Raw genomic sequence first — 26,778 nt, forward strand, 5'->3', positions numbered from 1 at the left:
GAGGGGGCTTGCCCCCTAACACATTTGACCGGCAACAATTTGAGGGGCTCAGCGTGCGCCGGGATCTGCGACTAGCCGCCCCGCATCCTTGGTCAGCGCCTGCAGAAACTCTTGCTGCAACTCGGGATCATTGCGCGTCAGTTCGATCAGGCTTTGCTCCAGCTCACTGGCCTCTTCTTCCAGGCCCAGCTCCGACAAGCGCTTGACCCGGTGCACCCACTGGCTGACTTCATCGTCTTCCAGATCGTCGTAGATCAAACCGTGGGCTTCGAGCAACTTGCCGCGCAGGGTGTTGCTGATCGCCAGGGTCGAGTCCGAATGCACATCGTCCTGGCCATCTTCCACGCTGATCTTCAAGGTGGTGACGCGGTTTAGGTCCTGCTCGGCAAATGGGCTGTCCAACAGGTTCAGGCGCAGGACGCCGTTGCGGTCGGTGGTCAGCTCATGGGTCTGCTTGCCGGCGGTGACCTGCACCGGGCGCTCGCTCCAGGGCAGGCTCGAATACTCCACGCGCTTGTCGCGCTGGACTTCATCGATACCCGCCAGGTTCTGTTGTGCACGGCCGTGGGATTGCACGTTCATGAACGGGTTGAGGCCGTCCACGCCATAGGTCAGCCAGTCATGGGTCATGCTGGTCGGCAGGTGGCCGAGGGCGAAGATATTCGCCACGTTGGCACCCGCGCCCGCCACCAGGGCAACCGCACCCAAGGGCATCTCGTAGAGCTTGCGCCAGGGTTGGTAAGGGGTATAGCGGTCGTAACGACGGGTGACTTCGAACTCGGTGACCTCGAAGGTCTTCTGCTCGTGAATGCGAACCCGGCGTTGCGGCAGCTCCAGCACTTTGGGCTCGCCTACATCGATCTGCAGGCTGTGGTCGAGCAACTTACGCTCGACTCGCTCTTCGTGCTCACTGCGTTGCGACATCTGGTTGGCGCAGCCGCTGACCAGCAGGGCGCCGCACAAGGCGGCGCCCCCCAGGGCTCTGGTGTTTCGCTTGAACATGACTTCTCTTGATCTGGTTTTCAGCGACGAATACGCGCCTGAAGGAAAGACAGCACGTCAGCCACCGGCAACGGTTGGGCTTCGGCTTCGGTCCGGCTCTTGTATTCCAGATTGCCATCCGCCAGGCCGCGGTCACTGACCACGATCCGGTGCGGGATGCCAATCAGTTCCATGTCGGCGAACTTGATGCCCGGGCTGGTTTTCTTGTCCCGGTCATCCAGCAGCACTTCAAAACCAGCAGCCGTCAATTCGGCATACAGCTTGTCGGTGGCTTCGCGCACTTGCTCGGTTTCATAACGCAGCGGCACCAGGGCGACCTGGAACGGCGCCAGGGCGTCACTCCAGATGATGCCTTTCTCATCGTTGTTCTGCTCGATGGCAGCGGCAACCACGCGGGATACGCCAATGCCGTAGCAGCCCATGTCCAGGGTGATCGGCTTGCCGTTCTCGCCCAGCACTTCGCACTTCATCGCCTTGCTGTACTTGTTGCCCAGCTGGAAGATGTGCCCGACTTCGATCCCGCGCTTGATTTCCAGGGTGCCCTTGCCGTCCGGGCTTGGGTCGCCAGCTACCACGTTACGCAGGTCGGCCACGGTCGGCACCGGCAGGTCACGTTCCCAGTTCACGCCGAAGTAGTGTTTGTCGTCGATGTTGGCGCCGATCCCGAAGTCGCTCATCAGCTCCACCGAACGGTCGATGATGATCGGCAGCGGCAGGTTCAGCGGGCCGAGCGAACCGGCACCGGCGCCAATGGCGTCGCGCAGTTCGGCGTCGGTGGCCATGACCAGCGGGCTGGCCACGCCAGGTTGCTGGGCCGCCTTGATTTCGTTGAGCTCGTGATCGCCACGGATCACCAGGGCAATCAGCTTGCCTTCTTCCTCGGCACGCACGATCAGGGTCTTGATGGTCTTTTCAATCGGCAGATTGAATTTTTCCACCAGGGCCGCGATGGTCTTGGTATCCGGCGTGTCCACCAGACGCAGCTCTTCGGCCGGGGCTGGACGGGAAGTTTCCCGTGGCACGGCTTCGGCTTTCTCGATGTTCGCCGCGTAGTCGGAACCGTTGCTGAACACGATGTCGTCTTCGCCGGACTCGGCCAGCACGTGGAATTCGTGGGAGCCGGCGCCGCCGATGGAGCCGTTGTCGGCTTCAACCGGGCGGAACTTCAAGCCCAGGCGCGTGAACACGTTGCAGTAGGCCTGGTGCATACGGTCGTAGGTGACCTGCAAGGACGCTTGGTCAGCGTGGAACGAATAGGCATCCTTCATGATGAATTCGCGGCCGCGCATCAAGCCGAAGCGTGGGCGGATTTCGTCACGGAACTTGGTCTGGATCTGATACAGGTTCAGCGGCAGCTGCTTGTAGCTGCTCAGCTCGTTGCGCATCAGGTCGGTGATCACTTCTTCGTGGGTCGGGCCGGCGCAGAAATCGCGGCCATGGCGATCCTTGAAGCGCAGCAACTCAGGCCCGTACTCTTCCCAGCGCCCGGATTCCTGCCACAGTTCAGCCGGTTGGGTGCTCGGCATCAACACTTCCAGAGAGCCGGCGGCGTTCATTTCTTCACGAACGATGGCTTCGACCTTGCGCATCACCTTCAAGCCCATGGGCAGCCAGGTGTAGAGGCCGGAGGCCAGTTTGCGGATCATGCCGGCGCGCAGCATCAGCTGGTGGCTGATCACGACCGCGTCGGAAGGCGTTTCTTTCTGTGTGGCGAGCAAATATTGACTGGTACGCATGGTAGGCCGTTGTCGGTTGCTTGGACTTGAAATGACTTGGGATTGTACGGGCGCCGGCTGCTGGAGTACAGGCATCAGAACGCAGAGGGGTATGTGGGAGGGGGCTTGCCCCCGATAGCGGTGGATCAGTAACACATAAGCGCCTGACAACCTGCTATCGGGGGCAAGCCCCTCCCTCATTGTCAGTCTTCGGTCGGCGGACTCAACCGCGCCCGCCGATTTTCCTGGAACCAGTGCAACGCGATCAGGAACAGCGTCGGCACGCCCAGCAGGCAGGTGATCAGGAAGAAATTGTGATACCCGAACTTCTCCACCATCACCCCCGAATACCCGCCGATAAGGCGCGGCAGCAACAGCATGATCGAGCTGAGCAGGGCATATTGGGTGGCGGAGAACTTGAGGTTGGTCAGGCTCGACAGGTACGCCACGAACGCTGAGGTCGCCAGCCCTGAGCTGAAGTTATCCAGGGAAATGGTGAAGATCAGCATCTGCAGGTCCGGGCCCATGTCGGCGAGCATCACGAACAGCAGGTTGGTGCCAGCCGACGCCACGCCGCCGATGAACAGGATCGGCAGGATACCGAAGCGCACAATCAGCAGGCCGCCCATACCTGCACCCAGCAGGGTCATGATCAGGCCGAAGATCTTGCTGACGCCGGCGATCTGGTCCTTGGTGAAGCCCTGGTCGATGTAGAACACGTTGGCCATCACGCCCATCACGGTGTCGGACATGCGGTAGGTGGCGATCAGCCCCAACAACAGCAATGCCTGCCAGCGGTAACGCAGGATGAAGTCGTTGACCGGTGTCAGCACCGGCGCTAGACCCCGGCGACCCATGGCCGACAGGCACAGCGACGTGAGGGTTATATAGAGGATGGCGCGCAGGAAGGCGCGGTCTTCCATCAGCAGGTCCCACAGGCTCACGCCGTGGAATATCACGCTGCCGAAGTCCGTGTTGAACAACTGGGTAAACATCGCCGGTACCGATACCAGCAGCACGATCAGCACAAACACCGATGCCAGTTGGTGTACGAAGCTGTAGCGCCCGGCCTGCAACTGGGTGCGCAGTGGCACATCAGGTTCGCGCATGAACAGCGTGGTCAGCAGCGCCGGAATCATCAGTACGCCGAACAGCACGTAGGTGCCGGTCCAGGCCGAGTGCTTGTAGTTGAAACCGGTGGAGCCGAACCCTTCGGCAAAAAACAGTGCGCCTGCCGTAGCCAGCAGGGCGGCGATGCGATAACCGGACATGTAGCTGGCGGCCAGCGCGGCCTGGCGGCTGTCGTCGGCGATTTCCAGGCGGTAGGCGTCCACCGCGATGTCCTGGGTGGCGGAGGCGAAGGCGACGATGACGGCGATAGCGATCAGCCAGGACAAGTGTTTCTGTGGGTCGCAGAAACCCATGCCGATCAATCCGAGGATCACCAGCGACTGGGCCAGCACCAGCCAGGAACGGCGGCGTCCGAGTTTACCGAGCAGTGGCAGGCGCCATTGGTCGAGCAGCGGCGACCAGACCCATTTAAAGGCATACGCCAAACCGATCAGGCTCGCATAGCCGATGGTCTCGCGCGCCACACCGGCTTCGCGCAACCACACCGAAAGCGTCGAGAACACCAACATGTAAGGCAGACCGGCGGCAAAGCCGAGCAACAACAGGACTAACGTCGAAGGGCTGGCATAGGCAGCGAGCGCGGCGCGCCAGGTTTTACGGGGCATGGGCTGGAGTCTGCCTCAGATTTGCGGAAACAAAGCGCGCACTCTAACCGCTGTGCTCTACCGGGCGCCAGCCATGGCGCTGAATATCCACGCGATTGTTGCGGACCGTGACGCCTTCGTCGCGCAAACGCGCCCGTTGTTCGTCGCCTGAAGCACTGCCCACCGGCAGACTTATCCGACCACCGGCACCCAGCACACGGTGCCACGGCAGCCTGGTGTCTTCAGGCAGTTGGCTCAACGTACGACCCACCCAGCGCGCAGCACGGCCGAGGCCCGCCAGGTGAGCCAGCTCGCCGTAACTCACCACGCAGCCTGGTGGCACTTGTGCCAGGGTCAGGTACAGCGCAGTACGGCGCATCTCGGCAGGGCTTTGCGGCGACTCGGCTGGTTGATTCATTGCGCGGCTATCCGTTGAAATCGTCGGCATTTTTGTAAGAAACGTCTGTAAACATGGCGATGAGCATTGAACTCGACCCCGATACTTGAGTCAGTCCTAGCTATCTAACACGATAATGCCTCCTTTTCGCCAACCTTGAGCCCCATACCCGCTTATGTTGTCCAGAACCCTGCTGTGCCTTGCTGTTTTCAGCGCCTCCACGCCCTTGCTGGCCGACACCGTCTGGTTGAAGAACGGTGACCGCCTGACCGGCAAGATCAAAGTCTTCGATGGCGGCAAATTGCTGATCCAGACCGACTACGCCGGTGCCATCCCCGTGGACTGGAAGCAGGTGAAAACCCTGGAGAGCGACCAGGAATTATTGGTCAAACAGGACGCCTACACCGGCGAGAAGGCCAAGTCTCTGAAGGCAGCGGATGATGGCAAGGTGGTGCTGGCCAACGGCGAGGCGCCCAAGACGGTGGACTTGGCAAGCATCCAGCAGATCATCAAGCCCAAGCCGGTGATCGAAGACCTGGTGTGGAAGGGCAATGTCGACCTGGCGCTGGACTACAAGCGCGCCGAAAAAGACACCAACGACTACGACATCGACTTCAAGACCACGGCGCGGCATGGCCAGTGGCGCCACACCGGCCAGGGCGAATACAACCGTGAGTTCCAGGACGATGTCACCACCACCGACAACTGGGCCCTGGAATACGACCTGGACCGTTTCCTCACCGAGCATTGGTTCTGGCAGGGACGCTTGACCTACAAGCGCGACAAGGTCGAAGACCTGTCCCGCCAGCGCACCGTCGGCACCGGCCCCGGCTACCAGTTCTGGGATGATGAACTGGGCGCGTTCTCCCTCGGTTCGCTGGTCAACCGCACTGACTATGAATATGCCGAGGGTGGCAAAGACAACTTCTACTCGGTGGCCATGAAGTGGAACTACAACCGCTACCTGGTGGGCAAGACGGTTGAGTTCTTCACCAATGGTGAACTGGGCCGGCCGATTGATGGGCCCGTGGATTACTCCCTGGATGCGGAAATGGGCCTGCGCTACAAAGTCACCGAATGGGCCTCCCTCAACCTCAAGGCCGAGCGCGACATCATCAGCGGCGACTCCGAGAGCAGCCTGAGCAAGACCCGCTACACCGCTGGTTTCGGTGTGGCCTGGTAACACGGGCGCACAAAACCTGCTTGGCAACCTTTGCGGATATGATTACCTTGCGTTGAGATCCATTCCCATATGCCATGGGCGGCTGAATACCCGAGGAGTCATACGTTGAGCGCACAGGTTGCCAAGAACGCCCGAGAGCTGTTGCTCAAGGAATACCGTGGGGCTCTCTCCACTTTATCCAAAGCCATGCCTGGCTTCCCTTTCGGCTCGGTCGTACCGTATTGCCTCGACGAGCAGGGTCGCCCGTTGATCCTGATCAGCCGCATCGCACAGCACACCCATAACCTGCAGAAAGACCCCAAGTGTTCGTTGCTGGTCGGTGAGCGTGAGGCCGATGACGTGCAGGCCGTCGGGCGCCTGACCTACCTGGCCGAAGCGGAAAAGCTGGAGGAGGGCGCGGCCATCGAGGCGGCGGCCGAGCGTTACTACCGCTACTTCCCGGACTCCGCCAACTACCACAAGGCCCACGACTTCGACTTCTGGGTACTCAAGCCCGTACGCCACCGTTACATCGGTGGCTTTGGGGCGATTCACTGGATCGACCAGTTGAACCTGGCCAATCCGTTCGCCGGCAAGGCCGAGCGCAGCATGATCGAACACATGAACAGCGATCACACCAAGGCCATTGCCCATTACGTCGATCTCGGCGGTTTGCCGACTTCCGAGCCCGCTCAATTGGCCGGCATCGACAGCGAAGGCATGCACTTACGTATCGGCCATTCCTTATATTGGTTGCCGTTTGCGGAGCCTTGCAACACGCCGACACAAGTACGCGAAGCCCTGGTTTCATTGGCCCATGCCGAGGCCTGGCCGAAAAAAGCCACTGCTGACGCTTGAATTCACGAAACGGCGACGTCATCTAAGGTGGACTGGCAAGGCATTCTTGCGTTGAGGAACCATTTGATGCGCCCTTTTTTATTGCTCTTTCTGCTGTTCCCGGTGTTGGAGCTGTTCGTATTCGTTCAAGTCAGCAGCGCGATCGGGTTTTTCCCGGCCCTGTTGCTGATCATTCTCGGCTCGATGCTCGGCGTGCTGGTGCTGCGCGTCGCCGGCCTGGCCACGGCGCTGCGTGCCCGTGAAAGCCTGAACCGTGGCGAGCTGCCCGCACAGACCATGCTTGAAGGCCTGATGATGGCCCTGGCCGGTGGCCTGTTGATCCTGCCGGGCTTCATCAGCGATGTGGTGGGTCTGGTGATGTTGCTGCCGTTCACCCGCAAGCTGCTGGCCGGCAAGATGCGCCAGCGCGCCGAAGAGGCGGCGATTCGCCAGCGAGCCTTTGCCGACGACCTGCAACCCCGTGGCGGACCGGCTCCACGCCAGCCGCTGGGGCGTGAAGGGGATGTGATCGAAGGCGAGTTCGAACACCGCGACAGCAAATAACCGCTTCATTGGCACGGCACCTTCGGGTGCCGTGTTGCTTTCAACTGTCGGCGCCTGCAAAAAATTTCCGTCGCGGCCCCTTGTAATAAGCTTATGCGCCCTTATGTAACGGTCACCGCAAGGTTTCTGGTGGCGACACCAGACAGACTTCCGCGTCTTGCTTGGCGAGGCGCGACCGGCACAGCCGGAATACAACCCGCCGGTACAGACACCGGCCGATGAAAAACACAATTAGGAGAGATCGACAATGAGCAAGCTTCGTCCTCTGCACGACCGCGTCGTAATCCGTCGCAGCGAAGAAGAAAAGAAAACCGCTGGCGGGATCGTTCTGCCAGGTTCGGCTGCTGAAAAAGCCAACCACGGTGTGATCGTCGCTGCTGGCCCAGGCAAGACCCTGGAAAACGGTGAAGTGCGTGCTCTGGCCGTTAAAGTCGGTGACAAGGTTGTATTCGGCCCTTACTCCGGCAGCAACACTGTGAAAATCGACGGCGAAGACCTGCTGGTCATGGCTGAGAACGAGATTCTCGCCGTACTGGAAGCGTAATTTCCCCGCTCATTTTCCCGTTACTCCAAAGTATTTAAGGATTATCGATCATGGCTGCTAAAGAAGTTAAATTTGGCGATTCCGCCCGCAAGAAAATGCTCACCGGTGTCAACATCCTGGCTGACGCAGTAAAAGCGACCCTGGGCCCGAAAGGCCGTAACGTGATCATCGAGAAGAGCTTCGGCGCTCCGACCATCACCAAGGACGGCGTTTCCGTCGCCAAAGAAATCGAACTGGAAGACCGTTTCGAAAACATGGGCGCGCAGCTGGTCAAAGACGTTGCCTCCCGTGCCAACGATGACGCAGGCGACGGCACCACCACCGCTACCGTCCTGGCCCAGGCGATCGTCAACGAAGGCTACAAGGCCGTTGCTGCCGGCATGAACCCGATGGACCTCAAGCGCGGCATCGACAAGGCGACCATCGCCATCGTTGCTGAGCTGAAAAACCTGTCCAAGCCATGCGCCGACACCAAGGCTATCGCTCAGGTAGGCACCATCTCCGCCAACTCCGACAGCTCCATCGGCGACATCATTGCCGAAGCCATGGAAAAAGTCGGTAAAGAAGGCGTGATCACCGTTGAAGAAGGCACTGGCCTGGAAAACGAACTGTCGGTTGTAGAAGGCATGCAGTTCGACCGTGGCTACCTGTCTCCGTACTTCGTCAACAAGCCGGAAACCATGGTTGCCGAGCTGGACAGCCCGCTGATCCTGCTGGTCGACAAGAAAATCTCCAACATCCGCGAAATGCTGCCAGTGCTGGAAGCCGTTGCCAAAGCCGGCCGCCCACTGCTGATCGTTTCCGAAGACGTTGAAGGCGAAGCCCTGGCGACGCTGGTTGTGAACAACATGCGTGGCATCGTTAAAGTCGCAGCCGTCAAGGCGCCAGGCTTCGGCGACCGTCGCAAGGCCATGCTGCAGGACATCGCCGTTCTGACCGGCGGTACCGTTATCTCCGAAGAAATCGGCCTGAGCCTGGAAAGCGCCACCCTGGAAAACCTGGGTAGCGCCAAGCGCGTGACCATCTCCAAGGAAGCCACCATCATCGTTGACGGTGCTGGCGTTGAGCAGGACATCCAGGCGCGCATCACTCAGATCCGTGCCCAGGTTGCCGAAACTTCCTCGGACTACGACCGTGAAAAACTGCAAGAGCGTCTGGCCAAGCTGTCTGGCGGCGTTGCAGTGATCAAGGTTGGCGCCGGTTCCGAAGTTGAAATGAAAGAGAAGAAAGCCCGCGTTGAAGACGCCCTGCACGCAACCCGTGCAGCCGTTGAAGAAGGCGTGGTACCTGGCGGTGGCGTTGCGCTGATCCGTGCTCTGGAAGCCCTGACCAACTTGACCGGCGACAACGCTGACCAGAACGTCGGTATCGCTGTGCTGCGTCGCGCTGTTGAAGCGCCACTGCGCCAGATCGCTGCCAACTCCGGCGACGAGCCAAGCGTTGTGGTCAATGAAGTCAAGAACGGCAAAGGTAACTACGGTTACAACGCTGCGACTGGCGTCTACGGCGACATGATCGAAATGGGCATCCTGGACCCAACCAAGGTGACTCGTTCCGCGCTGCAAGCTGCAGCTTCCATCGGCGGTCTGATCCTGACCACCGAAGCTGCAATTGCCGACAAGCCTAAGGCTGAAGGCGCAGCTGGCGGCGGTATGCCAGACATGGGCGGCATGGGTGGCATGGGCGGCATGATGTAAGCCAGCCTTACCCGGCTCATAAAAAACCCCGCCTGCAGTGATGCAGGCGGGGTTTTTTTATGCTTGGTTGAGCGTTCAGCCCATGCCGCCGCGTCGCAACAGCCTCTTGAAGGTCATCCCTCTGGCAAGCGCCGAGGGCACACGTGCAGAGGACCACGGTGCAGACGTGTGGCCGAGCGGCCCTTGGGCAGACAGAGTCGCGGCTTTAGTGCGTGGCCTGGGTATGGGCCGCCGCCAGCGGCTGGACATGGTCACCTCGCCCAGCAGTTTAAGGGTGTGGGAGTCGTAGCCGGGCGACTTGATCGAACCAGTGAAGTCAGGCGCTGCGCGGCTCACGGCAGCCGCTTGGCTGGTCAGCAGCGCGCTGGCGACGATACACAGCGATAGCATCAACGTGGGTAAATGCTGTTTTGGGGGACGCATGAACGGGCTCTCCAACCGGGTCCAAAGGACGGGGACCCAGGGCGCAGGGGCAACCCTGGATCAGGTGGCGAGATTACGGAGAATGCCAGCGGTTCACTGTCACAGGCTGTAACACGAAGGTTACTGGGGGCGCAGTGGCAGGATCAGGGTCAGGCGTGCCCCGCCCAACGGGCTGCGCGCCACAGACAGCTCACCGCGATGCCATTGGGTGGCGCGCCTGGCCAGTGCCAGCCCAAGGCCGAAGCCGCCGGGTTCATCGCCACCCATGGCCAATCGTACAAACGGCTCGAATATCTTTTCGCGGTTTTCAGCGAGTATGCCCGGGCCGTCGTCGTCCACATGCAGCACCAGGTGCTGGTCATCCTGTTGGGCTGCACTGACGCTGACTTGGTCGCGGGCGTAGGTGATGGCGTTGCTCAACAGGTTGCGCACGATCAGATGCAACAAGGCGCGATCGCCGATCAATTGCAGGTCCGCCGGCTCGGTGTCCAGGCTCAGGCGCCGCTGATGCCCGTCGAGCAAGGCAAACTCCTGATGCAACCAGTCACGGATAGGGATGGGCTCATGCTGCAGGTCGGCGGGCGCGCCGGCCATCCGGGCAAAGGCCAGGCTGGCGCGCACCAGGGCTTCAAGCTCTTCCACATCGGTTTGCAGGCGTTCCTGCAAGCGTATGCGCGTGGACGGGTCATCGCTTTTGCCCAGCAGGGTCAAGGCAAAACGCATGCGTGCCAGCGGCGTGCGCAACTCATGGGAGACGGCCTGGGAAACCTCTCGGTGACGTTCGCTCATGGCGTTGATGTCGTGGGCATGTTGCTGCAAGGTCTGCAGCACGGGCGCCCATTCCTTGCCCATGGCTGGCAGCATCGCATTGGGCGTACGGGCCAGGGTAGCCAGGCAGCTATCGAGCGCTTGCAAGTCGGCACTACGCTGGCGGCGTGCGCGCAGACCGAACCACATCCACAGCACCAGCGGCAGGCCGGCCACGCACGCGGTGATCCCATACACCGGGAATTGCAGCAGGTCCTTGACCTCGGCGGTTCCCCACATCGGACCGAATTGGATCAGCGTTTTGTCATCGAATGGGAAATAGGTGATGTCTTCATCGCTGCTCTGTGCCGGTTGCTGGTGTTGCAGCATGATCAGGGCTTCGGGCGGCAGTTCGACCTCGCCCAGGGTGACGAGGCGGATCGGGTACTGGAAGCGCGCGCGCAGTACCTCCATACGGGCTTCACGCTGGTCGGCCGGCAGGGCCTTGAGTTGCTCTGCCACCAGATAGCCCGGCCCGGCCATCAAGCGCAAAAAGCTGTATTCGCCGACAAATACCGAGGCATTGGCGCACAGCCACAGCAAATACAGGGTCAACGCGCCCCAGCCGGTGCCTGCGAGAATCGCCATCCAGGGTCGCACTCTAGAGAACATGCCGGGCCTCTTGCGGTGTTTCGACAAACAGGTAGCCCTGGGCGGTGATGGTCTGGATCGTCACCGGGCACCCCAGGCTCATCAGCTTTTTGCGCAGGCGTGACACGCGCATGTCCACCGAGCGATTGAGCCCGTCGTACTCCAGGCCGCGCAGGCTTTGCAGGAGTTTTTCCCGGGTCAGCAACACCCCGCAGTGGCGGGCAAAGATCGCAAGCAACTCGAACTCGGCCACCGAGAACTGCAAAGGCACCTCGTCGAGCCAGGCGAAATGGCTGTTGAGGTCCAAGCGGAATGTGCCCCACTGGTAATACGCACGGGGCGCCTGGGGATGGCGACGCAGCAGCGAGCGGATACGCGCCAGCAACAACAGCGGGTTGACCGGCTTGACCACGTAATCGTCCGCACCAACGTTGAACCCCGTCAATTGCTCGGCGTTTTCGTCCAGCGCCGTCATCATCAGGATCAGGCCGGGGTACTGCTCGCGGATCTGTCGGCACAGGGTAAAACCGTCGATGCCGGGTAGCATCACATCCAGGATCAACAACGCCGGTTTTTCGTCGAGAATACGCTGGGCGGCCCGGTCGCCACGGTGCTCCACCGCCACGCTGAAACCTTCGGCGCGCAGGAACTCCGCCGTCAGGGCGGCCAGTGGGCGGTCATCTTCGATCAGCAGCAGGGTGTCGGACATGAAAGGGCGTCGTCGCCGGAGAATGGGCGCAAGTGTTACGCCCTTGCCCCGCAGGAGGCAAGGGCCCACGTGTGGCGATCAGCGGGCGCTGATCGCAGGTTCTGCAACCTTCGGTGCTTTCCAGCCCAGCAACTGCTGTTTGAAACCATAGCTTGCGGCCTGGTAGTAGGTGATGGCGCGCAGGATCAGCGGGTCATCACTGCCCACCCGCAGCTCCTGGCTTTCACCCAGGGCCTGATCGTGGCGACGCAGGCCCTGGCGTGGGCTGAGGATCGCCAGGTCTTTGCCGTCAAACAACCCCAGGTGCTGGTAGTTGCCGACCACCACACGCGGTGGTAGCGGATTGTCTTGCAACAGGTTACGGCCGAAGAAGGTCGATTCGTAGCTCAGGTTGAGCAGGCCGAGCAAGGTGGGCGCCAGGTCGATCTGGCTGGCCAGTTGCGCGGTTTCCCGGGCGTCGACCAGTTTGGGCGCATAGATGAACAGCGGAATCTGGTAGTTGCTGATGGGCAGGTCTTCCTTGCCTGCGCTGCCGGCCGTGTGGTCGGCGACGAACACGAAGATCGTGTTATCGAACCACGGCTTCTGGCGTGCCGCCTCCAGGAATTCGCCGATGGCGTGGTCGGTGTACTTCACCGCGCCGTCGCGGCCGTTGCCGGATTTGATATCGATGCGCCCATCCGGGTAGGTGTAGGGGCGATGGTTGGAGGTGGTCATCAGTTGCAGCAGGAACGGCTGCTGCTTGGCGTAGTCGGCATCGGCCAGCTTCAGGGTTTGTTTGTAGAGGTCTTCGTCGGCCATGCCCCAGGCGTTTTTGAATGAGATCTCCGATTCGGGCACGCTGCTCTGGTCGACGACCCGATAGCCGTTGCCGCTGAAGAACGCATTCATATTGTCGAAGTAACCGCGCCCGCCATAGACGAACACGCTGTCATAGCCGATGGCGGTGAGTTGCTGGCCCAGGCTGGCGAAGCCACTTTCGCGGCCGATGCGTTTGACGATCGAGCGGCCCGGTGTCGGTGGGATCGCCAGGGTGATGGCCTCCAGGCCCCGATCCGTGCGGGTGCCGGTGGCATAGAAGTTATTGAAGTACAGGCTCTGCTTGCGCAGCGCATCCAGGTTGGGCGTGAGGTTGCGCTCGTCGCCGTTGCTGCCCATGTATTTGGCGCTGAAGCTTTCGATGGTCACCAGCACGATATTGGGTGTGCGCGGCGTGCCGGGGTTGTCGATGGCGCGGCGGATATCCAAGGGGTCCTTGTCGATGAAGCGAGCATTGGGCTCACTCAGTTCGGCGCGCAACTGTTTGGCGACGACATCCGCGGGCAGGCTTTTATAGAACTGGGTGTAGTCCAGTTCATTGTTACGGAACGCGGCGAAAAACTGATACGGGCCATTGCTCGCCAGCTCGTTTTTGTAGGCGTTGCCGCCTTGGGCGCGCGGGCTGTCCTGGCTGATCAGTTGCAGGCTGAGGCCGGCAACGATCAAAAGGCCCAGGGCATTGACCAGGCGACCCCGCATTGTCGGCAGCGGTGCATTCATCGCGGCGTTGAACGGTTTGCGCAGGGCCAGGCTCAACACAACGGCGAGCATCGCCAGCAGGCTAAGCAACTTGCCGATCGGGTAGGACTCCAGAACGTTGTTCAACACCTCATCGGAGTACACCAGGTAATCGACGGCGATAAAGTTGAAGCGCACGCCGAATTCATCCCAGAACAACCACTCGGCGACCGAGGTGAACAGCATGGCGAACAGGCTGACGGTCAGCACCGCCTGCAGGAACCAGCGGTGACCGCGACGGCGCCAGAGGGCGGGTGGGCATAGCAGCAGATACAGCCCCAGTGGCAGGGCCGCGTAGGCCAGAAAGCCGAGGTCGTACAGCAGGCCCACGCCAAACACCGGCAGCAGGTTGCCACCGACTTCATCCAGGTGAGTAATGAGCAACACGCTGCGCGTGAGCAGGAACACAACCAGCCAGGCACCGGTGACCAACAGCAAATAGCGCATAGGCGCTGTTTTGAGAAACCCCATGTCCAACTTCCTTATATCGATGGGCGCGATCTTCGCCCTGACACTGTAGTCAGTTTGTGAAGCTATAGTGAAAATCTCGTTCAACTAAAATATCGGTTGAAAACCTTTATCGACGGCCCTTGCGGGTCTATCCCTGAGCCACACTTGGCCTTAAGCTGCGCGAGCCAACACGGCCGTTACCGCGTACGGAGACACTGCCCATGCGAATTCTATTGGTTGAAGACAACCGCGATATTCTGGCCAACCTGGCCGATTACCTGGGGCTCAAGGGCTACACCGTGGACTGTGCGCAGGACGGTTTGTCGGGCCTGCACCTGGCCGCCACCGAGCATTACGACCTGATCGTGCTCGACATCATGCTGCCCGGCATCGATGGCTACACCCTGTGCAAGCGCCTGCGTGAAGATGCCCGCCGCGATACGCCGGTGATCATGCTCACCGCCCGCGACCAACTGGACGATCGGCTACAGGGCTTCAAGTCCGGCGCCGATGACTACCTGCTCAAGCCCTTTGCCCTGTCGGAACTGGCCGCCCGCATCGAAGCCGTGCTGCGCCGTGCCCAGGGCGGCGGTCGCCGCGCCCTGCAGGTGGGTGATCTGAGCTACGACCTCGATACCCTGGAAGTCACCCGCGAAGGGCGCCTGCTCAAGCTCAACCCGGTCGGCCTGAAGCTGCTGGCGGTGTTGATGCAGAAGAGCCCGCACGTGCTGCGCCGAGAAATTCTCGAAGAAGCCCTGTGGGGCGATGACTGCCCGGACAGCGACAGCCTGCGCAGCCACGTTCACCAATTGCGCCAAGTGATCGATAAGCCGTTCGCCAAGCCGTTGCTGCAAACGGTACACGGTGTGGGCTATCGCCTGGCCGAGGGTCGTGATGGAGTTTAAGCAAAGCCTTGCGCAACGGATCATCATCGCCTTTGCCTTGATGAGTGCGTTGGTGGCGGGGGCCTTCGCCATGGGCATCGTCGCGACGGTGCACCTGGTGGAAGAGAAGTTGATCTCGGCCGGCTTGGGCGGCGACTTGCAACGCCTGCTGCTGATGGACACCGTCGAGGACTGGCGGCACCGGCCCGAGCCAGACCAGCTGTTTTATTTCAGCGGCGGCCCCGGCGACTTCGAGTTGCCCAAGGACCTGCGCCACCTTGAGCCCGGTTTCCATGAAGTATTCCGCGAGGCGCTGTCGTACCACGCCATGGTCGAAGTGGTCGACGGGCGGCGCTACGTGCTGTTGCAGGATCAAAGCGATTTCGAAGAGCGCGAGCGCGTGTTGTTCGCCGTGGTGCTGGTGGGCTTTGTGCTCAGCCTGGCGCTGGCGGTGTTCCTTGGTTGGGTACTCGCTCGCAAGGTGATGGCGCCGGTGGTGCGTCTGGCCCGTCAAGTGCGTCACCGCGACCAACTGCTCGGCCTGGCCCCGCCCTTGGCGCCGGATTACGCGGCGGATGAAGTGGGCGAGTTGGCGGTGGCGTTCGACGCCACGCTGGGACGGCTGCGCCAGGCGCTGTCCCGTGAACAGCTGTTTACCAGTGACGTGAGCCATGAACTGCGCACACCGTTGATGGTACTGGCCAGCTCCTGTGAATTGCTGCTGGAAAACCCCGCTATCGATCAGCGCGGGCGCAACCAGGTATTGCGCATTGCTCGGGCCTGCGAAGAAATGCGCGAACTGGTGCAGACCTTCCTGATGCTGGCCCGTGCCCAGCACAACGACGCGGCGATGTCGCCCCAGGTCAGCCTGACGCAGGTGGCGGATGATCTGCTCGGCATCTGGCGTGAGCCCATCGAGCACAAAGGCCTGGAGCTGATCTACCAGCCCGGCAATCCCCTGGATACACGCTATAACACCACCTTCCTGCATGCGGTGATGGGCAACCTGCTGCGCAATGCCCTGCACTACACCGAGCAGGGGTTTATCCGACTCACCCTGGAACCGAGCGGATTTATCGTGGAGGACAGCGGTGTCGGTATCCCCGAGGACAAGCGCGAGGCAATGTTCGAGCCGTTCGTACGCGGCAGCGAGAAGCGCGGTGAGGGCCTGGGGTTGGGGCTGTCACTGGTGCAGCGTATCTGTGAGAACCAGGGCTGGAGCGTCAGCCTCAGCACCATGGAGCCCAACGGCTGCCGCTTTCATGTGCAATTGAGTCAGGTCAACGCCTGACTCCACCCCCTGCCGCTATCCTGCCAGAGATCCCGGTAATTCGGCGAAGATGGCCCCATGCTATCGCTTGTGTCTGTAAAGTCTTGAAATGTATGGGATTGGACAGGACAAGTTTTTCACAACGGGTTGACCTGTTGATCACAGTGCGCTGCTTAAGGTTGTAGGCATCAGCTACTGGAGATCCGTTGATGTCTGATCCGATCAAGCTCGAATTTTCCGAAAAGTACGACGACGAACACGCTCAGGAATATTTGCTCAAGCATCAGGACAATCTGGCGCGCCGGTTGTCCCACAAACGCGACGAGCAATTGGCCCGTGGTGCGCTGGCGATGGCGGGTGAGCCTGGCCTGGTGCTGGACTTGCCGTGCGGCGCTGGGCGTTTCTGGCCCTTGCTGGCGGAAAAACCCAACCGCGTGATCATCGGTGCCGACAATTCGGCGTCCATGTTGAAGGTGGCGATGGCCGCTCAGCCCGCCGATGTGGTGAAACGGGTACGGCCCTTGCAGACATCTGCCTTTGATATTGATCTGCAAGATAACGCGGTCGACAGCATTTTCTGTATGCGCCTGTTGCACCACATTGGTGACCCGGCACATCGCATGGCCATATTGCGGGAGTTTCAACGCGTTACCCGTGACAGCGTGATTATTTCGTTATGGGTAGACGGCAATTTCAAGGCCTGGAAACGCAAGCGTCTTGAACAGCAACGTCGTGTAAAAGGTGAGCAGGAAGGTTACCAAAACAGGTTTGTGTTACCGGCTGCTACTGTTGAAGCAGAATTTGAGGAAGCCGGTTTTCGTGTTCAGGAATCCCTGGACTTCATACCGCTCTACGCCATGTGGCGAGTGTATGTATTGCGCAAGAGGTAACAGGATGGCAGTTGAGTGCGTAGCAGGCAGTCATGTAGCGCCCGAAGAACGCTTTGATTATTTCTGGCGCCAGCAGGGCGAGTGGGTCGAAGAGCCCAACCGTCGGCGTGGTGGTGAAAGCGGTGTGCAGCGTGTGATCAGCCCCAACGGCCGCTTGCTCTACAGCAAACGCCAGACCGGGCACATCTACCGCAGTTGGCTGCATCCGTTTGGCCGCCCGACGGTGCTGCGCGAGCGCGATGCGATCAAGGGCCTGCGCCTTTTGGACGTGCGTGTGCCGGAAATGGTGTTTTGCGAAGCGCGCCGCGACCCCGAGCACCAATGGAAAGCGCTGTTGGTCACTGCGGCTCTCGACGGTTTCGACGAAATCGAGAACTGGTACGCCGCCGGTGGCCGCGAGCAATACGGCGAACTGGTGCATGAGCGTGTACTCAAGGAACTGGCCGGCACCCTGGCGCGCATGCACAAGGGCCGATGGCAACATGGCTGCCTCTACATCAAGCACATCTTCGTGCGGGTGACGGGCGAGGGTGACTCGGCCAACGTCGAAGTGGCGCTGCTGGATTTCGAGAAATGTCGCCAGCGCCTGACCGCTTATCGGGCCGCCTCCCATGACATGCTGCAATTGCGCCGCCATTCGTCGTGGAACGATACCGACTGGAAGAAACTCAGCTACTTTTACGAGACGGCGTTTGGCAGCGCTATCAAGGGTTTAACCAGATGAAGCTAGAAATAGCACGAGGTCTGTTTTTGGTCGGAGCGCTGGGCATCGCAGCCTTGGCGCTGGCGGCGTGGGAACAGCCTCGCACACAGGTGCTCAGTGCAACGCAGGGTGGCGCGCAATGCCTATTGCCGCGCGTTGCCAAAGCGAGCACGGCGGCCAAGCCTGATCATGAGTTATTGCTGTTCATGTTTGGAATGTCTCAAGGGATGAGGCCACAGAGTTGATGAGTTTAAAACCAAAATGAAAAGGCCTCGCGTTGCGAGGCCTTTTTTTTGGGTTGTGTCTCGTCCTAAATAAGGTTTACACCTTCTGACGTCTTATCGGGAAGGTGCAATGAATACGGGCGCAAAACGCAGTCAACGAGATTACACGCTGACTTTTAAATTGTCGGTTGTCGACCAAGTCGAAAAAGGCGAGTTGAGTTATAAAGAAGCTCAACGGCGTTATGGGATTCAGGGTCGTTCGACGGTGTTGGTGTGGTTACGCAAGCATGGTCGGCAGGACTGGAGCCAAGGCGCCTCCATTCGGACCCAGAGGAGCCGACCGATGGACAAACCTACCTTGCCGTTGACTCCCGAGCAAAGAATCAAAGAGCTCGAGGAACAACTGGCACTGGCCAACCAGAAGGCCAAATTCTTTGAAGACGTGGTCGATGTTCTGAAGAACGATTACGGTGTATCCGTTGTAAAAAAGCGGTCCGGCAAGTCGTTGCGCAAACCCAGACCCTGAGTGTCAGCAGGGCTTGCCAGTTTATGAGTATCAGTCGCCAAGCCTATTACAAGCGTGACCGGGTCCATCGTGCCCGAGCCGATCAAGATCAGAAACTTCTCCAGTTTGTGCAGGAAGTTCGTGTGCGCCAACCGTGCATTGGCACCCGCAAATTGCACTCGATGATGCAAGCGAAGCATGACAAGCCAGAATTGCATGTCGGACGAGATCGTTTGTTTGGGGTTTTACGAGAGCACCGGCAGTTGGTGCGCAGGAGACGGGCCTATCACAAGACGACCGATAGCCATCATCGCTTTCGCTGCCATCCCAATTTGCTAAAGCCTGGCCCGCAACAAGTCGTAGCTACTGGCCCGGAACAGGTCTGGGTGGCGGATATCACCTACCTATCTACAGGGCGCGATGAACCGGCCTACCTAAGTTTGGTGACGGATGCCTTCTCGAGGAAAATAGTTGGTTATCACGTGCATGGCAGTCTACATGCCGATTCGGTAGCCCAAGCCTTACGCATGGCGTTGAAGGCACGTCGAACGGGCCAGAAACTGGTTCATCACTCGGATCGCGGCGTGCAGTACTGCTCAGTGCTCTATCAAAAAATCCATGCCAAGCATGGCATCACATGCTCGATGACTGATGGCTACGATTGCTACCAAAACGCCTTGGCAGAACGGGTCAACGGAATCTTGAAGGCGGAACTCTTGCTTCACCGGCCGACAGACTTGGTTCAAGCGGAGCAAATGGTGCGGGAGGCGATCTTGATCTACAACCAGGAGCGCCCGCACTTGTCCTTAAAATACAAAACGCCCGATGCAGTGCATCGGGCGTTGGGGTGAAACAGGTGTAAACCTATTTCAGGACTAGACATTGGCATCCGGCTCGTGTCGGGTGAAAAGCGACGCGAACTCAGATCAGATGCAGATGGTTATCCCAGAGCCCTGCCGGCAATTCCAGCGGTTTTGCAACCAGCTGTTTCTGGCGACAATCGTAGAACCGGCAACGGCCCTGGCCCGACGTCACGACAAACCCATCCTCGACCGCGCCCACGCCGGCACAGTCGGGCAGGGGGCCATCCAGGCGCAGCTCGCCGCTGTCCATGTCCCAGATAAAGAAGCGATTGCCACGCGGCGCGGTCAACGCCACCAGGCGCAATTCGCTGTGTACCGCCACGCTGGCGGTGTAGTGCCCCATCGCCTGCAACTGCTCGTCGGCCACCGGAAACGCCACGAACGGCTGCCCTGGACGCTTGATCGCCAACAACTCGGAGCGCTCCTGGGACGGCCCCATGAACTGTTGCCCGGTGAGGATGGTGCCATCGCTGGCGATCCCCATGTGACGCACGCTGTTCATCTGCTGGCCGAGGGTTTCCTTGCTGATCAAGGTGCCGTCGCGCTGCATCAGCACCAGGCTCGGTTCCATGGCGTTGAGGTTCATCTCCACGCGGCTTTCGGCTTCGGTGCGAATGCCACCGTTAGCCACCACCAGGGTTTCGCCGTCGGGCATCCACGACACCTGGTGCGGGCCGATGCCGTGGGTGGAGATTTCACCGCTGTGCACCAGCCGCTCACCTTCGAACCGGTACACACCGAGCAGGCCACGGCCGGGGTCGGACGTGTCGTTCTCGGTGGCGTACAGCCAGTCGCCACTCTTGTGGATGACCGCGTGGCCATAGAAGTGGCGGTTGACGTGGGAGGTGATGGTTTGCAACAGCGCGCCATCGCGCAGGTCGATCAGGTAACTCTCGGTGCCCGGGCGACGGGCGACAAACAGCGCAATCGGCAGCGTCGGGTGGTTGATGATGTCGTGGCAGCGCTGGCCGACCTGGGTGGCAAACACCGGCTTGCCGTCCAGGCGATAGCCCACGGCGTAGTGCTTGCCGTCTGCATCATCCCGCGCCGAGAGCAGCAGCGGGCCCTTGTCTTTGCTTTTGAACAGCGTCCAGCCGCCCAGTGTGAGTGCACTGAGCAGCACGCTACCAACGGCCAAAGCCTGTCGCCTGAGCATCATCAGTCACCGTCGTTGGCGTTAAAGCCCAGTTGGATGCCCAGCGCCTTGGCCAGTTCGCCTTCATGCAGGCGGTGGACGACGTTGAGGCTGTCGTAGATATCGTTGAGTTGCTGGCGCCCGGCGTCGTCGGCCAGCAGTTCATTGAGGGTGCGCTGGTTACTGGCGAACAGTTTCAACGACGCGGCATAGGCGGCGTCGATCTTGTCGGCCAATGGCTTCTGCTCGGACGGCAGCAGGCCACGCAGGCCTTTGTTGTCGACGCCGACCCACACGGTCTGGGCTGCCGCCAGGCTGGCTTCGAGGCTTTGCAGGGACGACTGGCTGCGCCATGCATCGGCCTGGAACGGCTGCGGGATGCCCTTGGTCTGGCGGCCCATCGGCGTGCCGAGCTTTTTCTTCAGGGTGTCCAGTGCAGTCACCTGCACGCGCAGCAGATCGGCAATGGCTTCGTGGGAGTCGGCGTAGCGCTGGTTGGGGAACTTGGTCATCTGCGCCAGCATACCGTCGGTGCTGTTCCAGCTGGCCAGGATCTCTTCGGCCAGGGCCTTCTGGCGGTCACCGATGGCGACCAGCAGCGGGCAGTAACGGGCCTTTTGCGCGTCGTCGGCGATATCGGTCTTGGCGTCGTAGAGGATGTATTCGTAGGCGGACAGGCCTTGCACCACCACGCTGGACTTGGCCAGGGCGGCGCCGTCGATCTGCGGTTGGCTGGCGACCAGTTGCTCGACTTGGCGGCCGACCAGGTTCTTCTTGTCCGGCCAGAATTGCACCTGCCACGAACGGTTGCCCTCGGCCAGCGGCCCGATCAGCAGCGGTTGCAACTCGGCCCAGGCCTTCTGTGCATGCAGGAAGTCGGCACGCGCGGTGTCCAGGCTTTCCTTGCCCTGGCAGTAGGCCAGCGCGCTGACGGCCAGTTGGCGGTCGGCTTCGACCCAACGGCTGTAGGTCGGCAGGATCACTTGCTTGGCGATGGCCGCCGAGGTCACCGCTTGCGGGTCTTGCGGCGAGCAGGCGCCGAGGGCTAGGGCGGCCAGGCTGGTGAACAACAACTTGGGACGGAACATGTCGAGCTCCCTTCTGTAAGTGGGGCGAAGCTTATAAAGAATTCAGGAACGCCAGCAACGCAGCGCGCTGCTCGGCATTGAAGGACAACACATGCTGCTGCGCCGCTTGGGCTTCGCCGCCATGCCATAGCACGGCTTCGAGCAGGTTGCGGGCGCGGCCGTCATGCAAGAACTGGGTGTGGCCACTCACGGTTTGCGTCAGGCCGATGCCCCACAACGGCGGCGTGCGCCAGTCGCGGCCACCGGCCTTGAATTCTGTGCGGTTGTCGGCGAGGCCCGCTCCCATGTCATGCAACAGCAGGTCGCTGTAGGGGCGGATCACCTGGTTGGCCAGTTCAGGTTCGGCGGCATTGGCGGCCGTGGTGAATGCTGGCGTGTGGCAACCCTGGCAGCCGGCTTGATAGAACAGGTTTTTACCGGCCAGCACCTGCGGCGTGTTGACGCCACGGCGCGCGGGTACGGCCAGGTTGCGGGTGTAGAACAGCACCAGGCGCAGGATGTTGTCGCTGACTTCCGGCTCGCCATCGGGGCCATTACCGTTGGGGGCCTGTTTGCAGGCGACTTGGGCATCGGTGCAGTCATCAAAGGGTCTCAGGGACGTGGTGAGGCCCATATCACCAGAGAACGCGTGAACATTTTGTTGATTGAGGTTGGGCTGCCCGGCTTTCCAGCCAAAACGCCCGAGCACGGTTTTTTGCTGGGCGTCGTCCCAGACCCAATTGGCACGGCCGACGATGGCGCCCTTGGCGGCGGTCTTCGGGTCGGTGTTGCGCAGGATATCGGCGTCGCTGATGGCTTCCAGCAGGCCCAGGCCAATCATCGGCGGGGCGATGCGCGCAGAAAAGCGCGTGTCGGGGTGCATCGGGCCATAGCCAAGCTGGGTGATCTGCAGGTCGGGCTTGCGCAACTCGACCACCGTGCCGTCCTTGAAGGTGACGTTGACCGGCGTGTAGTCGACGCGCACCTTGCCTTCCGGTGGCACGCCCGGCACCGCCATGTCCTGCAATTGCCCGCCGTAGACCGGCTCGGGCACCACGCCAATCTGCTCGATGGCCTTGGCATGGGCGGGCGTATCCGGAATCGACAGGCGTACCAGCATCGACACCGCGTTGGGCGCATCGGGCAGCGGCGGGTGACCACGGCCGTCTTTTATATGGCAGTTCTGGCAAGCATTGGTGTTGAACAGCGGGCCGAGGCCGTCACGCGCCGTGGTGGTAGACGGTGCGATCACCCAGGGGCTGCGAAAGAAGCTGTTGCCGACGCTGAAGTCCAGGCGCCGCGTGGGCGACAGGTTGGCCGAGGGCAGGGAAAACGCGTTCTGGTCGCGCTTGTTCACCGTCGCAGCGCCGCCCGCCCGTGATTCACCCGGATCGGCCTTGGTAAACCTCGGGGCGTCATCGCAGCCAGCCAGGCTCAAGGCCAGCAATGCTGCGGACAGGCGAAAAAGCGAACGGAACATCGAGTTTCCTGAACCACTGCTGAAAATAGGGTCGCAAAGTCTAACAGGGCAGGGCGCAATGAATAAGAGCAATTATCGTTTGGTGGCATCCCGATTCATTCCCGCTAGAATGACCGCACATTTTTTTCTGGAGGTGGCCCATGCAGGCTCTCGACGCTTTGCTCAACCGTGTTTCCGTGCCGCGTCTGCTGGAACCGGCACCGACCCAGGAGCAGCGCGACGTGCTGTTCGCCGCCGCCATGCGTGCGCCCGACCACGGCCAACTGCGGCCTTGGCGTTTCCTCACGGTTGAAGGCACTGCCCGCGAGCAGATGGGCACTTTGTTGGCCGAAGCGGCCCGCCTGCAAGACGCCGATGCGCCGCAAGCGGTGATCGACAAGGCCCAGAACGGCCCGTTGCGCGCGCCGTTGGTGGTGGTGGTGATTGCTCGTTTGCAGGAGCACTTCAAGGTGCCGAAGTCCGAGCAACTGCTGGCTGCTGCCTGTGCGGCTCATGGCATTCTGTTGGCGGCTTATGCCCAGGGGATTGGTGCGGTGTGGCGCACCGGTGAGTTGTCCTATTCGGCCCATGTGGCCAAAGGCCTGGGGCTGACGGCGGATGAGGAGGTGATTGGCTTCCTGTACCTGGGCACGCCGCAGAACCCGCCGCGTACTGCTGCTAAAGAAGACCTGACGCAGTTTGTCAGTGCCTGGACCGGTCTCTAAATCCAAAGTGAACCAACTGTGGGAGGGGCTTGCCCCCGATGGGGGTGTGTCAGCTACAGAGGCGTTCACTGGCACTCTGCTATCGGGGGCAAGCCCCCTCCCACATTGGAACTGTGTTGTTTTTGAGATTGGGTTTACACCCTGAACTGATCCATCAACTTCATCTGCTGGCTGGCCAGTGCATTGAGTTGGCTGCTGATCGCCGCCGACTCGGTGGCCTGGCCGGTGAGGGTTTCGGTCACGGTACGGATCGCCGAGACGTTGCGGTTGACCTCTTCGGCCACGGCGCTCTGTTGTTCGGCGGCGCTGGCGATCTGCAGGTTCATGTCGCTGATCACGGTGACCGCATCGCTGATCTTGCCCAAGGCCTGCACCGCCTGATGGATCTGCCCGGCATTGCTCTGGGCCTGGCTCTGGCTGGAATGCATGGTCGCCACCACGCCACGGGTGCCGCTCTGGATGCGTTCGATCACCAGGCGGATTTCCTCCACCGAATCCTGGGTGCGCTTGGCCAGGTTGCGCACTTCGTCGGCCACCACCGCAAACCCTCGGCCGCTTTCCCCGGCGCGTGCGGCTTCGATGGCGGCATTGAGGGCCAGCAGGTTGGTCTGCTCGGCAATGCTGCGGATCACTTCCAGCACTGAACCAATCTGCTCGCTGTTGACCGCCAGCGCTTCGACTTCGCCCACGGCCTTGCTGACTTCTTCGGCCAGGGTGGTGATGTCGCGGGTGCTCTGCTCGATGATCGACATGCCTTCCCGCGCCGACTGGTCGGCACCGCGTGCCGCGCTGGCGGCATTCGACGCGCTGTTGGCGACGTCGTGGGCGGTGGCGCTCATTTCGTTGGACGCGGTGGCCACCTGGTCGATTTCGCGGAACTGCACCTGCATGCCTTCGCTGGTCTGGCGTGCGATGGCTGAAGACTGGTCTGCGGTGCCACGTGCTTCGGTGATGCTTTGCTTGATCTGGGCGATGGTCGGTTGCAGCTTGTCGAGGAAGCGGTTGAACCAGTTCACCAGTTCGCCGAGTTCATCCTTCTTGGCGTAGGCCAGGCGTTGGGTGAGGTCGCCGTCGCCGCTGGCGATGTCCTTGAGCATGGCGGCCACGCTGTTGATCGGCCGGGTCACGCCGGTGGCGGTCAGCCAGATCAGCAGCAAACCCAGCAGGCCAGCGGCGGCGGCTACCAGCAGGGCCTTGAGGGTGCCGGCTGCCTGAGCGTTGTCAAGTACTCCCTGCAACTTGACGTTATCGGCGAGCATTACCGCTTTTGGCAGCTTGATCACCACGCCCCAGGTTTTGGCGTCGGCAATCGGTTTGACCGGGTACACGGCGCGCATGGTGCCGTCCTGTTCGCGGATCATGCGGTTGTCACTGGCCAGCAGCTGCACGATTTCCTTGCCCTCGGCGCCGAGGGTGTCGACCAGGTTCTTGCCGACTTTGGCGGGTTCGCCGCTATAGGCCGCGATCAGACCAGTGCTGGACAGAATTTCCAGGTGTGCGGCGCCGTTGAACAGGTCTTTCTGTGCGGCATCGGCGGTTGCTTGCAGGGCGGTGAGGGCGATGTCGACACCGACGACGCCGATGAGTTTGCCCTCCACGATCAGCGGCGAGGCGATGGTGGTCATCAATACCTTTTTGCCCGCCACCGTGTCTTCATACGGGTCCAGCAGGCAGGTATTGCGGGTGTCCCGTGGGCAGGTGTACCAGATATTGTAGGGCGTACCGTTGAGGGTGAGGCTGGTCTTGTTCAGGTCTTCTTCGACCATGATGGTGTTCAAGCCCTCACCGCCGGCACGGCTCCAATAGCTGGAGAAGCGCCCTTTCTCGTTGGAGACGCGCGCCTTGTCATCGACGAATTCGCTGTCTTTGCCGTCGAGGCCGTTCGGTTCGAATGACAGCCAGAAACCGAGCACTTTGCTGTTGCGATCGAAGGTGGTTTTCAGGCTCTGGTTGATTTCTTCGCGCAGCGCGCCGGCTTCCAGGCCACGCTTGCTGGCCATGCTGCGCAAATCCTTGATCTGGTCGGCCAGCGCGGTCAGCGCCATCAGGCTGTCGCCGAAGGTTTTCTGCAACTGGCCCGCTTGCTCGGCGGCCCTGGCTTGCAGCAGTTGTTCCACGCTGGCGGTGAGCATGCGCGAGCTGGAATCGCTGACCAACAGATCATTCTGGCTGGTGTTGTAGATATTGATGCTGACGACCAGCGCTATCACCCCCAGCAGGCAAAGGCCGGACAACAGCACGATTTTCAAGCGGATGGAGAGGGTGTTGAACATAGGCTCACTCGCGAATGGACTTGTTGGAAGGCACGCAGTGCAGGCCAAGTCCATTCAGCGCTATGTCTGAAACATCGGCGTAACAAATTTATTCATGAGCAGCAGGCGATGAGTGGTAGGAAAATGCCTACAGCCAACGTCATACGGGCTGTGCGAGTCGTTCGGGTCGAGACCAGATCCACAGGTTGCCCAGGCTCATTCCGGCAATGGCCAGGTAGATTGGCCAGCCGTGGTCGAGCATCACCAGCATCAGGACGGCGCACAGCAGCATGCTTACGGTGGCGCTGACCTTGGCCCGGCGAGCGATGATCTTGCCGTTGCGCCAGTTGAACAGGATCGGCCCGAACAGCCGGTGGTTCTCCAGCCAGGCGCTGAGGCGTGGCGAGCTTTTGGTGGCGGCCCAGGCGGCCAGCAGGATGAATTCGGTGGTGGGCAAACCCGGCACGACAATCGCGATCAACCCAATGCCCAGGCTGACATAGGCCAGCAGGCCGAAGAGGATCCGGGCGATTTTCGAGGTGGAAGGGGTTTTGCGGGTCATGGTTTATTTGTAGCGTCGCGAAGTGAGCGCCAACTGTGGGAGGGGGCTTGCCCCCTCCCACAGTTGATG

General features: G+C 60.9%; 24 protein-coding genes and 1 pseudogene. 12 read left to right on the top strand and 13 right to left on the bottom strand.

What is annotated here, in order from left to right:
• Positions 1-48: 48 nt before the first annotated feature.
• The 4 genes from NL123_RS05910 to NL123_RS05925 form a co-directional block, all read right to left on the bottom strand.
• Positions 49-1,002, bottom strand: coding sequence for a hypothetical protein (locus tag NL123_RS05910; RefSeq protein WP_248484123.1), 954 nt, complete (start codon positions 1,000-1,002; stop codon positions 49-51).
• A 20-nt stretch (positions 1,003-1,022) separates the two neighbouring features.
• Positions 1,023-2,738, bottom strand: a complete 1,716-nt coding sequence (locus NL123_RS05915; RefSeq protein WP_494357400.1) for a proline--tRNA ligase — start codon at positions 2,736-2,738, stop codon at positions 1,023-1,025.
• Positions 2,739-2,920: 182 nt separating this feature from the next.
• Entirely contained in the window at positions 2,921-4,453 is a 1,533-nt protein-coding gene (locus NL123_RS05920) for an AmpG family muropeptide MFS transporter (protein WP_071489296.1), read from the bottom strand.
• A 43-nt stretch (positions 4,454-4,496) separates the two neighbouring features.
• Positions 4,497-4,850: an MGMT family protein gene (locus tag NL123_RS05925; RefSeq protein WP_179028691.1), complete on the bottom strand. Its 354-nt coding sequence runs from the start codon at positions 4,848-4,850 to the stop codon at positions 4,497-4,499.
• A 154-nt stretch (positions 4,851-5,004) separates the two neighbouring features.
• Between NL123_RS05925 and NL123_RS05930 the strand changes: the two genes are divergently transcribed.
• From NL123_RS05930 to groL, 5 genes are all read left to right on the top strand, one after another.
• The gene (locus NL123_RS05930; protein WP_058423310.1) at positions 5,005-6,012 is read left to right on the top strand and encodes a DUF481 domain-containing protein; all 1,008 of its coding nucleotides are present in this window, start codon (positions 5,005-5,007) and stop codon (positions 6,010-6,012) included.
• Between the two features lie 105 nt (positions 6,013-6,117).
• Positions 6,118-6,849 carry a HugZ family pyridoxamine 5'-phosphate oxidase gene (locus NL123_RS05935; RefSeq protein WP_494357401.1) on the top strand — a complete coding sequence of 244 codons (732 nt, stop codon included), beginning with the start codon at positions 6,118-6,120 and terminating at the stop codon, positions 6,847-6,849.
• A gap of 66 nt (positions 6,850-6,915) precedes the next feature.
• On the top strand, positions 6,916-7,392 hold the full coding sequence (locus NL123_RS05940; RefSeq protein ID WP_016975517.1) for an FxsA family protein: 477 nt from the start codon (positions 6,916-6,918) through the stop codon (positions 7,390-7,392).
• A gap of 247 nt (positions 7,393-7,639) precedes the next feature.
• Complete coding sequence (locus NL123_RS05945; RefSeq protein WP_071496483.1) at positions 7,640-7,936, top strand: co-chaperone GroES; 297 nt, start codon at positions 7,640-7,642, stop codon at positions 7,934-7,936.
• 50 nt (positions 7,937-7,986) lie between these two features.
• Positions 7,987-9,633 carry a chaperonin GroEL gene (gene groL, locus NL123_RS05950; RefSeq protein ID WP_248484115.1) on the top strand — a complete coding sequence of 549 codons (1,647 nt, stop codon included), beginning with the start codon at positions 7,987-7,989 and terminating at the stop codon, positions 9,631-9,633.
• Between the two features lie 75 nt (positions 9,634-9,708).
• Here the strand turns inward: groL and NL123_RS05955 are convergent, their stop codons facing one another.
• The 4 genes from NL123_RS05955 to NL123_RS05970 form a co-directional block, all read right to left on the bottom strand.
• Positions 9,709-10,056, bottom strand: coding sequence for a hypothetical protein (locus tag NL123_RS05955; protein WP_248484113.1), 348 nt, complete (start codon positions 10,054-10,056; stop codon positions 9,709-9,711).
• A gap of 120 nt (positions 10,057-10,176) precedes the next feature.
• Complete coding sequence (locus NL123_RS05960; protein WP_494357402.1) at positions 10,177-11,475, bottom strand: ATP-binding protein; 1,299 nt, start codon at positions 11,473-11,475, stop codon at positions 10,177-10,179.
• Positions 11,465-12,163, bottom strand: coding sequence for a response regulator (locus tag NL123_RS05965; protein WP_494357403.1), 699 nt, complete (start codon positions 12,161-12,163; stop codon positions 11,465-11,467). Before NL123_RS05965 ends, NL123_RS05960 begins: the two co-directional genes overlap by 11 nt.
• Before the next feature lie 78 nt (positions 12,164-12,241).
• On the bottom strand, positions 12,242-14,191 hold the full coding sequence (locus NL123_RS05970; RefSeq protein ID WP_248484107.1) for an LTA synthase family protein: 1,950 nt from the start codon (positions 14,189-14,191) through the stop codon (positions 12,242-12,244).
• A 200-nt stretch (positions 14,192-14,391) separates the two neighbouring features.
• Between NL123_RS05970 and colR the strand changes: the two genes are divergently transcribed.
• From colR to NL123_RS06000, 6 genes and pseudogenes are all read left to right on the top strand, one after another.
• Entirely contained in the window at positions 14,392-15,075 is a 684-nt protein-coding gene (gene colR / locus NL123_RS05975) for a two-component system response regulator ColR (RefSeq protein WP_003175870.1), read from the top strand.
• A complete protein-coding gene (locus NL123_RS05980; protein WP_179028699.1) occupies positions 15,065-16,345 on the top strand; it encodes a sensor histidine kinase in 1,281 nt (426 codons plus the stop codon). The genes colR and NL123_RS05980 overlap by 11 nt, the downstream gene beginning before the upstream one ends.
• Positions 16,346-16,533: 188 nt before the next feature.
• On the top strand, positions 16,534-17,214 hold the full coding sequence (locus NL123_RS05985) for a class I SAM-dependent methyltransferase (protein WP_248484105.1): 681 nt from the start codon (positions 16,534-16,536) through the stop codon (positions 17,212-17,214).
• A 4-nt stretch (positions 17,215-17,218) separates the two neighbouring features.
• On the top strand, positions 17,219-17,938 hold the full coding sequence (locus NL123_RS05990) for a lipopolysaccharide kinase InaA family protein (RefSeq protein WP_248484103.1): 720 nt from the start codon (positions 17,219-17,221) through the stop codon (positions 17,936-17,938).
• Positions 17,935-18,162: a hypothetical protein gene (locus NL123_RS05995; protein WP_058426797.1), complete on the top strand. Its 228-nt coding sequence runs from the start codon at positions 17,935-17,937 to the stop codon at positions 18,160-18,162. Before NL123_RS05990 ends, NL123_RS05995 begins: the two co-directional genes overlap by 4 nt.
• A gap of 109 nt (positions 18,163-18,271) precedes the next feature.
• Positions 18,272-19,525, top strand: a pseudogene (locus NL123_RS06000) (IS3 family transposase).
• A 42-nt stretch (positions 19,526-19,567) separates the two neighbouring features.
• Here NL123_RS06000 and NL123_RS06005 read toward each other — a convergent pair.
• The 3 genes from NL123_RS06005 to NL123_RS06015 are packed head-to-tail and all read right to left on the bottom strand — an operon-like array spanning position 19,568 to position 23,191.
• A complete protein-coding gene (locus tag NL123_RS06005) occupies positions 19,568-20,665 on the bottom strand; it encodes a DUF1513 domain-containing protein (RefSeq protein ID WP_248488257.1) in 1,098 nt (365 codons plus the stop codon).
• Positions 20,666-20,667: 2 nt separating this feature from the next.
• Positions 20,668-21,732: an imelysin family protein gene (locus NL123_RS06010; protein ID WP_016975505.1), complete on the bottom strand. Its 1,065-nt coding sequence runs from the start codon at positions 21,730-21,732 to the stop codon at positions 20,668-20,670.
• 31 nt (positions 21,733-21,763) lie between these two features.
• Positions 21,764-23,191 (bottom strand): di-heme oxidoreductase family protein, encoded by a 1,428-nt coding sequence (locus tag NL123_RS06015; RefSeq protein ID WP_494357404.1) that lies wholly within the window; start codon positions 23,189-23,191, stop codon positions 21,764-21,766.
• A 140-nt stretch (positions 23,192-23,331) separates the two neighbouring features.
• Here NL123_RS06015 and NL123_RS06020 point away from each other — a divergent pair, with 140 nt between their 5' ends.
• Entirely contained in the window at positions 23,332-23,895 is a 564-nt protein-coding gene (locus NL123_RS06020) for an NAD(P)H nitroreductase (RefSeq protein WP_071496494.1), read from the top strand.
• A 134-nt stretch (positions 23,896-24,029) separates the two neighbouring features.
• On the opposite strand, the gene NL123_RS06025 is transcribed toward NL123_RS06020, so the two are convergent.
• Together NL123_RS06025 and NL123_RS06030 are read right to left on the bottom strand one after the other, a co-directional pair.
• Complete coding sequence (locus NL123_RS06025) at positions 24,030-26,168, bottom strand: methyl-accepting chemotaxis protein (RefSeq protein WP_248484099.1); 2,139 nt, start codon at positions 26,166-26,168, stop codon at positions 24,030-24,032.
• 139 nt (positions 26,169-26,307) lie between these two features.
• Positions 26,308-26,709 (bottom strand): YbaN family protein, encoded by a 402-nt coding sequence (locus NL123_RS06030; protein ID WP_248484097.1) that lies wholly within the window; start codon positions 26,707-26,709, stop codon positions 26,308-26,310.
• Between the last annotated feature and the right edge of the window lie 69 nt (positions 26,710-26,778).

It is taken from the genome of Pseudomonas sp. FBCC-B1565, from assembly GCF_059133265.1.